The sequence below is a fragment of the Burkholderia aenigmatica genome, assembly GCF_902499175.1.
GTDB lineage: Bacteria > Pseudomonadota > Gammaproteobacteria > Burkholderiales > Burkholderiaceae > Burkholderia > Burkholderia aenigmatica.
In genome coordinates, this window is the sequence record NZ_CABVQC010000004.1 from 143,096 (window position 1) to 154,891 (window position 11,796).

The window sequence follows — 11,796 nt, forward strand, 5'->3', positions numbered from 1 at the left end:
AAGACCAGGCGATTCAGTGCGCGAACGGCCAGGGCGCGCTCGCGTCCCAGACGGGAATGCCCATGTACGCGTACCACGGTGCGATCACGCAGAGGCCGTAGACGATCGCGATCAGCACCGCCACCGCACCGACTTTCGCGTAGTCGGCCGTCGAGAACGCGCCGCTGCTGTACGCGATGACGCCCGCGGTGATCTGCGTGGGCAGCAGATACGCGAAGCTGTCGGTATCGCTGACGAGCATCGTGAACGCGACCGGATGCAGCCCGAGGCGCGGTGCGAGCGCCAGCGCGATCGGCGCGATCATCGTGACGGCCGCGACGTTGGACAGCATGCCGATGCGGATCACGTGCGTGCCGAGCATCACGATCGCGATGGCGAGCCACCAGCCGTGCCCGCGCGCGGCGACGTAGACGTGATCGGCGGCCCAGTTCGCGAGCCCCGACGCACTGATCGCCGAAGACAGCGATAACGCACCGGCCAGCAGGAACAGCGTGCCCCAGATCGTCCGCTGTTCGACCTCGGCCCAGCCGAAGCGCAGCACGCCGGGCGCGAACAGCAGCGCCAGCGCGATCAGCGCGACGATTTCCGACGGCAGGTGATGCAGCGGCTCGGTGGCCCACAACACGGCGACGGCCGCGAACAGCGCAAGTACGGCCCAGTCGTTGCGCGCGGCGGGCGGCTGCGCACGACGCATCGCCGCGATCGCGCCGGGGCCGCCGGGAATCGCGACGGCGCGCGAGCGGAAATGGAACTGCACCCACGCTTGCGTGATCGCGAACATCCCGAGGTACGGCCACTGCAGTTTCAGCCACGTCAGGTACGAGATCCGGATGCCGAGCTGCTTCTCCAGCAAGCCGGACACGACCATGTTCGGCAGATGGGCGGTCAGGATGCACATGCCGCTGATCATCGCGCCGTATACGAGCGTCTGGATCACGATCGCCTTGCGCGCGGCGCGCTCGCGCGGCGTTTCGCCGAACAGCCGGACGATGCCGTTCGTCACCGGCAGCAACGTCGCGGCACGGGCGTTCGCGGCCGGCACGACGAGCGCCATCACGCAGTTCACCGCGAACATCGCCCAGATCACGCCGTTGGCCGTGCGCACCTTCAGGCGATCGAGCAGCAGCAGCGCGATGCGGCGGTCGAGCCCGCTCGCCTGCATGATCGCGGAGAACAGGAACGCGGCGAGGCACAGGAACACGACCGGCGCGGCGAAGCCGCTGGCCGCCTTCGGAAACGACGGGCTCGCGTGCGACAGCACGAGCAGCATCGGCAGCAGGATGCCGCTCACGCCGACGGGAAGCGCCTCGGTGATCCAGACGATCGCCACCCACGCGACGACGGCGAGCGTCGCCTTGCCTTCGGCCGACAGATGCGCAGGCGCAGGCAACCACCACGCGATGGCGAAGAACGCCAGCCATGCGGCGGCGAAGCCGATCGCGGCACGCCACTGTGCGCCGCGCGAGCGGCCCGTCGCGTGCGGATCGGTGCGCGGCGCTGTGGCCGGTTCGGCCCGTGTCGGCCGGCTGGCCTGCGCGCCGTCGAGCGGCGGCGTGCCGATTGCGTTGTCAGTCACTGATATGCTCCCCGTGCGTCGGGCCCCCTGAAACTGAAACGGCAGCCCCGACCGTCTGTCGAAATGTCATAATACGTATTAATACAAGTTGAGCGATCCAATTGCTTTTCATATCGATATTGAAGATCGCGCATAGCGCGGCCCTAGCACGGAAAGGAACGACCGATGACGCTGGTGCGTGAGGACGCGACGTCGCTTTACGAGCAGATCGCGACGACGCTGCGCGATGAAATCGAACGCGGCGTGTACGAGCCGAGCGGCAAGTTGCCGTCCGAAGCGCAATTGAGCGCGCGTTTTCAAGTGAGCCGCGTGACCGTCAGGCTCGCGCTGGATCGGCTGACCGACGCGCACATCGTCGAGCGCAAGCAGGGCAAAGGGACCTTCGCCGCGAAGCAGCGGCTGCGGCATCGGCTCGACGTGCTGCGTGGGCTGCACGATTCGATTGCCGGGCAGGGCGCACGGGCACGAATGGAGTTGCTGCGCATGGAAGCGTGCGACGTCCCGCCGGGCCTGCGGCACGCATTCGCCGCCGACGTCACGCGCTGCGTCTATCTCGAGCGCCTGCACTGGGTCGACGACGAGCCGATCGCGCTCGCGCAGACCTGCTTGCTGCCCGATGCCGCAACCGTCACCTTCGAGCAGGCCGAGCGCATGCCGACGTATGAAGTGATGGAAGGGGTGCTTGGCTGGCGCGTCACGGATGCCGACATGTCTGTGACGGCCGTGGCCGCGCCGGAGGATATCGCGACCCGGCTCAAGACCGGAAAACAGGCGCCGCTGCTCGTGCTGCGGCGGACGTCGCGTCTGGCCGACGGCCGGACCTGCGAATCCACCGTGTTCCATATCCGGCCTGAACGATTCGACCTCGTCGTGCGAAGCGGCGTGGAGGCGAGGTTCGTCGGCTGATGTAACGAAGGCCTGGCCGGCGGTGACGTCCAGTGTGCCGCGCCGGGGATTCGTTATTTGCGCGCGGCAGCGAAGCATCCCAGCAATCGGTATTTCGGGCGCGCCGGAGGTTGACTAAGATCAAACCCTCGGGCGGACGCCAGTATCGTCAACCGGTCCGCCCGTGCCCGGACCATGGACAACCGCACAGATTCCCCTCCGCTCATTTCGCTGCCGGAAAGCGAGCATCGCCCCCTTTCGGTGCGCGCGAAGGCGCTCGTGTTCGCCGATCCCGCGTCGCGTGCCGTACTGCGCTTCGTCGAACAGATTGGGCCGAGCGCCGCGCCCGCGCTGATCCTCGGCGAGACGGGCACCGGCAAGGAGCTGGTCGCACGGCATATCCACCATGTCAGCGGCCGCACGGGCGCGTTCATCGCGGTCAACTGCGGCGCGATCAACCCGCAGCTCGCGGAGAGCGAGCTGTTCGGCCACGAGGCTGGCGCATTCACGGGCGCGCAGGGGCGCCGCGTCGGCTATTTCGAGGAAGCGCACGGCGGTACGATCTTTCTCGACGAGATCGGCGATCTCGCGCCGCCGCTGCAGGCCAAGCTGCTGCGCGTGCTGCAGGAGGGCGAGGTGACGCGCGTCGGCGCGACGCGGGCGCGGCCGGTCGACGTGCGCGTCGTCGCGGCCACCAACGTCGATCTCGAACAGGCCGTGCTGGCCGGCAATTTCCGGATGGACCTGTTCTACCGCATCAATCTCGCTCGCGTGCGCCTGCCGCCGCTGCGCGAGCGGCCGCAGGACATCCTGCCGCTCGCCGAGCATTTCCGCGGGCGCTATTGCGCGCAACTGAAGCGGCCGCAGCCGATGCTGTCCGAGGGCACGGTCCAGGCGCTGCACGCGTACCCGTGGCCCGGCAATATCCGCGAGCTGGAAAACGTCATGCATCTGGCGCTGCTCGTGTCGAACGGCAACCTGATCCGCCCGGAGCACCTGAAGTTCTCGGAGGCGCTCGCCGGCTATGCGCGCGCGGACGACGCGGCGGCGCTGCCGCAGGACGAGATCCGCGCGGGCGTGCGCCGCCTGTTTCGCGCGCCCGGCGAAAGCCTGCTGCGCGACATCGAGGAGCTGGTCGTGTGCGAGGCGTTCGAGCACTGCCGGTTCAGCCAGGTGCGCACCGCGGCGCTGCTCGGCGTCACGCGCAATACGATGCGCACGTTGCTCGCGCGTTACGGGCTGCTGAACGAGCAACGCCCGGAATCGGCGTTCGACAACTGACGGGCCGGCGTCCCGGCGTCCCGCGTCGCGGCCGGCCGGGTCCCAGCCGATCACGGCAGGCTCGTGCGTGCCAGGCGCGTGCGGACGCGCGGCAAGACATCCTCGCCCACGCGTGCCGCTTCCTCGAGGTTCGGATAGGACGACAGCAGGAACGTCTCGATGCCGAGCGCGCGGTATTCGTGGATGCGCTCGGCGACCTGGTCGTAGCTGCCGACGATCGCGGTGCCCGCGCCGCCGCGGATCAGGCCGACGCCGGCCCACAGGTTCGGATACACCTCCAGCTCGCGCAACGAGCGCAGCGCGCCGCGGCTGAGCGCGGTCTGCCGCTGCTGGCCGACCGATTCGTACGCGGCCAGCTTGCGCTGCGCGTCGACATAGGTCTGGTCGGAAATCTCGCTGAGCAATTCGTCGGCGCGCGCCCACGCGGCGCGTTCGGTCGCGCGGGCGATCACGTGCACGCGCAGCCCGAAGCTCAGCCGGCGGCCGTGCATCGCGGCCAGCGCGCGCAGCCGCGCGAGCCGCTCGCGCACGGCGTCGGGCGGCTCGCCCCACAGCAGGTACGTATCGGCCTGGCTTGCGGCCACCTGCTCGGCAAGCGTCGACGCGCCGCCGAGATAGAGCGCGGGCGGGGTCGCGAGCGGCACGCCGGCATGCGCGGGGCTCAGCGTGTAGTAGCGGCCGGCGACGGAATGGCCGCCACCTTGCCACAGACGCCGCAGCACCCGCAGGTATTCGGACGTGCGCTGGTAGCGCGCGTCGTGATCGAGAAAATCGCCGAGCGCGCGCTGCTCGTAGGCGCTCGAGCCGTTCACCGCGAACAGGCGCAGGCGGGCGCCGCTCATGTGCTGCAGGGTCGCGGCCTTGCGCGCGATCTGTTCGGGCTGCTCGAGCCCGGGCCGGAACGTGACGATCAACGCGATGCGCTGCGTCGCGCGCGCGAGCTGCGCGCTGACGAGCCACGGATCCTCGAAGCCCGCGGCCATCGGCAGCAGCAGGCTGTCGAAGCCGGCAGCCTCGGCCGCGCGGGCGACGCCGCGCAGGTATTCGGGCGTCGCCTGCCGATAGTCCTGCATGAAGGTCGGCGGGCGCGGCAGGCCGCTGTTGGCCAGATGCGGCCCGTCGCCGTTGGTGGGCAAGAACCACGCGAAATCCACGCTCATGCATCCCCTCGTCGGCGGTTCGCCCGCTGCGCGGCGCGCGCGCGGCGCGCAGCGTCGAACCGGATCGTGCGCCGGAGCACGATGCCGGCCGGCGGGGGCGCGAGGCCGCGTGCGCGATACGCGTGTTCGACGGCCGCCGCGAGCGGCGGCGCGCTCGCGGGCACCAGCAGCCCGTCGCACCACGACGCGGCGAACGCGATCTCGTGCCGCTCCGCGACCGACCAGTAGACGGGCGGCTGCTGCGCGGCGAGATCCGGCAGGCGGGCATGCTCCGCGCGGTAGTAGGTGCCGCGATACTGCAGCGGCGACTCGGTCGCCCACAGCGCGTGCAGGATCGACAGGAATTCGGCGCTGCGCGCGAGCCGCTGGTCGCGGTTCAGGTGCATCGCGCGGTCGGTCGCGTCGACGTCCGCCGCATCGGCTTCGACGGCGAGCCATGCGCGGCCGCGGCTCAGCGACTGCAGGCTCTGCGCGAGATGCGCGGCGGCGACGGGCAGCATCGCGCCCGCCTGCAGCGTCACCATCACGCGCAGCGCCGGCAGCGCGTCGACGAGCGCGGCGGCCGCCATCCACGGATCGGGGCCGGTGCGCTGCACGGGCAGCAGGATCGCGTCGCAGCCGGCCGCCACGCCGGCCTCGGCGATCGCGATCCAGTCGGCCGCCGGATCGCGCCGCGTGGCGTTGCAGCCGGTGCCGCTACCGATGTCGTAGCCGGTATCGAGCCGCAGCAACAGACGCGGCGCGCTCATGCAGCGGCCTGCGCCGGCTGCCAGCCGAGCGCCGGCGCAATCGTTTCCGCGAGCGTGCGCAGCCGCGCCAGCGCGTCGTCGAGCGATGAGCTTTCCGATTGCACGACCGGCAGGAAATAGTCGGCGAACGGGAACAGCGCCGGGTCGCCGCGCAGGCTTTCGATCACGTCGTCCGGATGGCCGTAATGGACGTTCAGCAGCCGCACGATCTGCTCGGGCTCGGTCACGTCGGGATGGCCGCTCGCCGCGAGCCACGGGATATGCCGCACGACGTCGGGCGCCAGCGCGGCGAGCGCGGTGCGACGGTCCCGCGCGGGAAACACCGCGCGTACCACGCCGATGCGGGGCCGCGCTGCGTCGGCGTTCGCGCGTTCGCGCCATGCGTCGAGATACGCGTGCGCGAGCGGCAACTGCACGGTGCGCGGATCGTGCACGGCGGTACCGAGCAGCAGGCCGTTGCCGTGCCGTGCGGCGAACCGCGCACCGTCGGGCGACGCGTGCGAATGCCACAGGCGTTCGCGCACGCCCGGCGCCGCGGGCTGCAGCACGAGCGGCGGCGCATCATCAGCGGCGCCGCGCGCGACCGGCTGGCCGGCGAGCGCATCCTGCAGGCGTTCGAGCGCGGCCGCGAAGCGCGCCTGGCGCGTGTCGACGTCGAAGCCGAACGCGGCGAACGCGTCGAGGTTCGCGCCGCCGCTGCCGAGCCCGAGTTGCAGCCGGCCGCCCGCCAGCGCATCGAGTACCGCCGCATCCTCGGCGAGCCGCAGCGGATCCTCGAGCGACAGCGTGACGATGCCGGTGCCGAGCTCGATGCGGCGCGTGCGTTGCGCGACGGCGGCCAGCAGCACGAGCGGCGACGGCAGCCGGCCGTACTCCGCGCGGAAATGATGCTGCGCGACGAAGCCGCCGTCGAAGCCGAGCTGTTCCGCCGCGACGAACAGCGTCTCGAGATCCGCGTACACGCGGCGCGCGTCGCCGGCGCCGTGCACGTGCGTGAGAAAGCCGAGCTTGAACGGCCGGCGCGCGGCCGGTGCGGGGGAGGACGAATGGGTCATGTCGGGATCGGATCGGAGGTGAACGAAGCGGCTTCGGGGCCGGCTGTGGCCGGCGTCCAGCCGAGCGCCGGTGCGATCGCTGCCGCGACGGCTTCGAGCCGCCGCAGCGCGTCGCGGTGCGAGGTGCTGGCGGTCTGCACCTGCACGACGAGTTCGGTCGTGCCGGGCAGCGCGGGATCGGCATGCAAGGCGGCCACGATGTCGGCGGGCGTGCCGCGCAGCACGCCGAAGCGGTCCAGCAGCGCGGGGACGTCGGCCGGCGCGGGCGCCGGTACGCCGCCCGCCCGCGCGAGCCGTTCGGCGTAACGCAGGATGTCGGGGCCGAGCGCGGCTTCGACGCTCGCCGCATCGTCGCCGGGCACGACCGCCCGCACGAGTGCGACGCGCGGCGCGTGCGGATGCGTCCACGCGCCGCGATAGCGCGCCACGAGCGCCGCTTCGCCGTCCTGATCGGGACGCGTGCGCGCGACGATCAGCCCGTGACCGTTGCGCGCGACCGCCTCGGCATCGCCGGTCGCCTGCCACAGGCGCGCGGCCAGCGTGGGCGCGTCCGGCTGCAGTGTCGTGCCGGCCGGGCCGAGCGGCGCGCCGTCCAGCGCGCGCCGCAATGAAGCGAGCGCATTGGCCTGCAGCGCCGCGCGTGCATCGAAATCGCGGCCGAACGCGGCGAACACGTCCGGCTCGAAGCCGGCGCCGACGCCGAGCTGCAGGCGGCCGTCGGCCAACGCGTCGAGCACGGCCGCATCCTCGGCGACGCGCAGCACCGATTCGAGCGGCAGCACGATCACGCCGGTGCCGAGCGCGATGCGCCGCGTGCGGCGCGCGGCGGCCGCCAGCAGCACGAGCGGCGATGGCAGCCGGCCCGTTTCGCTACCGAAATGGTGCTGCGCGACCCACGCGCTGTCGAAGCCGAGCGCTTCCGCCGCGTCGATCAGCGCGAGCGTGTCGTGCAGCACGTGCGGCGACGGGTCGGGTGTGTACACGCGCGTGAGCACGCCGAGACGAAACGGGCGCGTCATGCGGCGCCTCCGCCGACGGGCGCGACCGTATCGCCGCGCAGCGACGACGGGCGACGGAAGAACGGCGGCCGCGGCAGCCCGAGCTGATCGCGCAGCGTCGGGCCTTCGTATTCGGTGCGGAACAGCCCGCGACGCTGCAGTTCGGGCACGACGAGGTCGACGAAATCGTCGAGGCCGCCGGGCACCCAGGCGAACGCGACGTTGAACCCGTCGGCGCCGTACGACTGGAACCATTCCTCGAAGCGATCGGCGATGGTCTTCGGCGTGCCGGTCACGACGCCCGCGCTGGCAAAGCGCTCGTAGAGCTGGCGGATCGTCAGGTTCTCGCGGCGCGCGAGATCGACGATCAACTGCTGGCGGCTCTTGCTGCGATTGCTCGGCGGCAGCTCGGGCAGCGGCCCGTCGAGCGGATAGCCGGACAGGTCGAAATCGCCTGCGTTGTCGGCGAGCAGCCGCAGCCCGAGCACCGGGTCGATCAGGTCCTGCAGCGCGCGCAGCTTGTCGCGCGCGTCGGCCTCGGTCGCGCCGACGATCGGCATCACGCCGGGCAGGATCTTCAGGTGCTCGGGGCGGCGGCCGTAATGCGCGAGGCGGCCCTTGACGTCCGCATAGAACGCCTGCGCGTCGTCGAGCCGGTGCTGCGCGGTGAAGATCACTTCCGCGCAGCGGGCCGCGAGCTCGCGGCCCGCGTCCGACGAGCCGGCCTGCACGAGCACCGGATGCCCCTGCGGCGCGCGTGCGACGTTCAGCGGGCCGCGCACGCTGAAATGCGGCCCGTGATGATCGAGCACGTGCAGCTTGCGATGATCGAAATGCAGGCCGGCCGCCTTGTCCTCGATGAATGCGTCGTCTTCCCAGCTGTCCCAGAGCCCGGCCACGACGCGCTGGAACTCGTCGGCGCGCGCGTAGCGATCGGCGTGCGCAAGGTGCGGCGCCGCGCCGAAGTTCGCCGCTTCGTCGGGCACCACCGACGTGACGAGGTTCCACCCGGCGCGGCCGCCGCTCAGGTGATCGAGCGACGCGAACTTGCGGGCGATGTGGTAGGGCGCGTTGTAGGTCGTCGTCGCGGTCGCGATCAGCCCGATGCGGTGCGTGACGGCCGCGAGCGCGGCGAGCAGCGTGAGCGGCTCGAAGGTGTCGGCGCGCGCGCTGCGGCGCAGCGAATCGATGTGGCTGCCCTGCGTGGCGACCACGTCCGCGACGAACAGCGCATCGAGCTTGCCGCGCTCGGCCGTCTGCGCCATCCGGCGGAAGTGCGCGAAGTCGCGGTTGCCGTTCGGCTGCGCGAGCGGATGGCGCCAGCCGACCACATGGCTGCCGCCGCCGTTCAGCATCGCGTTGAGTTTCAGGGTGTCGGTGCGGCGCGTCATTCGGCTGGACTCCTTAGGGTCTGTTTACATATGGAACGCGCATGCGTTGCCACGAGAACGGCCGCTCGCGAGGCGCGCGACGCCGCGAATACTGACGTATTCGCAAGGAGCGCAACGTGGCGAGCGGCCGTTCTCGTGGCAACCCCAAATTAAAAAAATCATGTCACGGGAATGCCCGAAATCGCCCGTATGGCGGCGTCGCTCGTCGCTTGTGTGGCTCGGCCAAACGGCGCTCCTCACTTCTTGCCATACGCCCCGAAGGAAGTCCCCTTGGGGGACGAGCGATTTCGGGCATTCGCATGCGCGTTCCATATGTAAACAGACCCTAATACGTGTAGGTCACGCGCACGCCGACGGTGCGCGGCTCGCCGGCCGCGGCGACGTTGGTGCCGGGCAGGAAGAAGTTCTTCGTCAGGTCGTACTGGCGGTTGAACAGGTTCCGCGCCCACAGCGCGACGTCCCAGTGCCGGTCGGGCGACGTGACGGTCAGGCTCGCGTTGACGAGCCAGTAGCTGTCGACCGTGTAGTTCGGGCCGAGCAGGAGCAATTGCGAATACGCGTCGCGGTAGCTGTAGTTGGTCTCCGCGCGCAGCCGGTAGCCGCCGGCGAGCCAGCTGTACGCAACTTGTCCGCCGTAGCTCAGGCGCGGGAAGCTGAGCGCGCTGCCGTTGTAGTCGGTGAACACGTTGTGGCCGCTGGCCGCCGACGCCTGCGTGTTGTACGTGACGAACGGCGACGTGTACTTGCCGCTCTTGTAGCCGACGTACTGCGAGATTTCCAGCCCGCGCACCGGCTGCCATTTCAGGTCGGTCTCGAAGCCGTCGATGCGCGATTTCGGCGCGTTGACGAACGTGCCGATCAGCGATTGCGAGTTCGGGTCGAAGGTGGCCGACAGCACCTGCTGATCGCGATAGTCGTAATGGAACGCCGACGCGTTCCAGCGCAGCGTGCGCGTGAGGTCGGCCTTGAAGCCCACTTCGTACGCGGTCAGCGATTCCGGCTTGAACGGTGCGAGCGCGTTCGAATTGCCGGTGTTGTGCGCGGTGAAGCCGCCCGACTTGTAGCCGCGGCTGACGGTCGCGTAAAGCATCGTCGCCGGCGCGAGATCGAATTCGAGGCCGACCTTGCCCGACGTGCCGTTCGACGTCAGCGACTGGTTCGCGTCGCCGCCCTGGAAGCCCGCGAACGGCACGAACGACGGCGTCAGCATGCCCGACGCGAAGCCGCGCAGCTCGCGCTTCTCGTGTTCCTGGCGCACGCCGACGATGCCGCGCAGGCGCTGGGTGATGTCGTAAGTTGCCTGGCCGTAGACGCCGAGCGTATCGACCGACTGACGGTAGCGCGTGAGCGCGATGAAGCCGAGCCGGTCGCTGAAGTCGGAATAGAACTTCTCGTCGAGATCGTCGTGCGAGTAGAACAGGCCGGTGACCCAGCGCAATCGCGTGTCGCCGCGCGACGACGCGCGCAGCTCCTGCGTGACTTCGTTGACGGTGTCGTCGAAGTATTCGTCGGAATCGTGGTATCGCGTCGCGTCCCAGTCCGAATACTCGCGACGGTGCAGGTAGTTGTACGCGGTGATGCTCTTCAGCTCGACCGGGCCGAGGTTCCACGTCGCGGTCAGGTCGACGCCGCCGTTCGCGTTGTCGCGCCCCGGCTTCGCGTCGGTCGACAGGCCCGTCACGCGCGAAAACGCGGGGCTCACGCCCCAGCCCGTCTTCGTATGGTCGGCATCGGCCGGGATCACCTCGCCGGTCTTGGTCGACGTGTAAGGCGAGAACAGGTAGAGCCCCGTGTTGTCGGACTTGTCGAAGCCGCCGTGCGCGCCGAAGTGCAGCTTGAAATCGCGCGCGACGTCCCAGTCGAGCTGCGCGCGTGCGGCGGCGCTGTCGTGGTTGCCGAGCGTCTGGTTGGTCGCGCGGTTGTTCTGCCATGCGCCGAAGTCCTGCGTCGTGAACGCGAAGCGGCCGCGCACGCGGTCGCTCAGCGGTCCGGACACGTAGCCTTCGGTCGTCAGCAGGTTGTGCGTGCCGTATTCGACGCTCGCGCCGGCTTCGAAATCGCGGGTCGGCTGGTTCGTGATGAAGTTCACCGTGCCGCCCGTCGTGTTGCGGCCGTACAGCGTGCCCTGCGGGCCGCGCAGCACCTCGACGCGCGCGATGTCGAACAGTTGCCCCTGGGTCTGGATCGGCAGCGCGTACGCGACGTCGTCGACGTTGATGCCGACCGTCGACGCGTTGTTCGACGTGTAGTCGTTGAAGCCGACGCCGCGAATCCGGAACTGCGGCTGGCCGCCGCCGAACGCGGGCTCGACTTCGACGCTCGCGGTCGCGTGCTGCAGGTCGTTGACGGTCTCGACGTTCAGCGTCTTCAGGTCGCTGCCCGACAGGACCGACATCGACGTGCCGACGCGCTGCGCCGATTGCCGCCGCCGCTGCGCGGTGACGATCACGTCCTTCAGCTGGGTCTCCGCGACCGGCGCGTTGCCGTTCGCACGCGTCGCGCTGGAGGCCGACGCCGGGTTGGTCGATGCAGCCGATGCAGCCGGCGTGATCGGTGCCGCCGCGGCCGCCGACGCGGCGATCGGCGCCGCGGTCACGGCCGGCTGCTGCTGCGCATGCAGCGCCGGCGCGGCGGCCAGCAGTGCCGATGCGCCGAGTGAGGCGCTCAACATCGTGTATTTCATCCGTATATCCCCAAATCG

Annotated in this window: 9 protein-coding genes; 2 read left to right on the top strand and 7 right to left on the bottom strand. The window is 70.2% G+C overall.

Going from position 1 to position 11,796, the window contains the following annotated elements:
* Positions 1-13: 13 nt before the first annotated feature.
* Positions 14-1,576, bottom strand: coding sequence for an SLC13 family permease (locus BDO18943_RS04680; RefSeq protein ID WP_235995815.1), 1,563 nt, complete (start codon positions 1,574-1,576; stop codon positions 14-16).
* 165 nt (positions 1,577-1,741) lie between these two features.
* Here BDO18943_RS04680 and BDO18943_RS04685 point away from each other — a divergent pair, with 165 nt between their 5' ends.
* Positions 1,742-2,482 (top strand): GntR family transcriptional regulator, encoded by a 741-nt coding sequence (locus tag BDO18943_RS04685; protein ID WP_175021443.1) that lies wholly within the window; start codon positions 1,742-1,744, stop codon positions 2,480-2,482.
* 174 nt (positions 2,483-2,656) lie between these two features.
* Entirely contained in the window at positions 2,657-3,742 is a 1,086-nt protein-coding gene (locus tag BDO18943_RS04690) for a sigma-54 interaction domain-containing protein (RefSeq protein ID WP_175021444.1), read from the top strand.
* Between the two features lie 50 nt (positions 3,743-3,792).
* Here the strand turns inward: BDO18943_RS04690 and BDO18943_RS04695 are convergent, their stop codons facing one another.
* The 6 genes from BDO18943_RS04695 to BDO18943_RS04720 all read right to left on the bottom strand — a co-directional run bounded on the left by BDO18943_RS04695 (position 3,793) and on the right by BDO18943_RS04720 (position 11,766).
* On the bottom strand, positions 3,793-4,902 hold the full coding sequence (locus BDO18943_RS04695) for an LLM class flavin-dependent oxidoreductase (RefSeq protein WP_175021445.1): 1,110 nt from the start codon (positions 4,900-4,902) through the stop codon (positions 3,793-3,795).
* Positions 4,899-5,651, bottom strand: a complete 753-nt coding sequence (locus BDO18943_RS04700) for an LLM class flavin-dependent oxidoreductase (protein ID WP_175021446.1) — start codon at positions 5,649-5,651, stop codon at positions 4,899-4,901. The genes BDO18943_RS04695 and BDO18943_RS04700 overlap by 4 nt, the downstream gene beginning before the upstream one ends.
* A complete protein-coding gene (locus BDO18943_RS04705) occupies positions 5,648-6,706 on the bottom strand; it encodes an LLM class flavin-dependent oxidoreductase (RefSeq protein WP_175021447.1) in 1,059 nt (352 codons plus the stop codon). Before BDO18943_RS04705 ends, BDO18943_RS04700 begins: the two co-directional genes overlap by 4 nt.
* Positions 6,703-7,725, bottom strand: coding sequence for an LLM class flavin-dependent oxidoreductase (locus BDO18943_RS04710; protein WP_175021448.1), 1,023 nt, complete (start codon positions 7,723-7,725; stop codon positions 6,703-6,705). Before BDO18943_RS04710 ends, BDO18943_RS04705 begins: the two co-directional genes overlap by 4 nt.
* Positions 7,722-9,095, bottom strand: a complete 1,374-nt coding sequence (locus tag BDO18943_RS04715; protein WP_175021449.1) for an LLM class flavin-dependent oxidoreductase — start codon at positions 9,093-9,095, stop codon at positions 7,722-7,724. The genes BDO18943_RS04710 and BDO18943_RS04715 overlap by 4 nt, the downstream gene beginning before the upstream one ends.
* A gap of 325 nt (positions 9,096-9,420) precedes the next feature.
* Positions 9,421-11,766: a TonB-dependent receptor gene (locus BDO18943_RS04720; RefSeq protein ID WP_175021450.1), complete on the bottom strand. Its 2,346-nt coding sequence runs from the start codon at positions 11,764-11,766 to the stop codon at positions 9,421-9,423.
* Between the last annotated feature and the right edge of the window lie 30 nt (positions 11,767-11,796).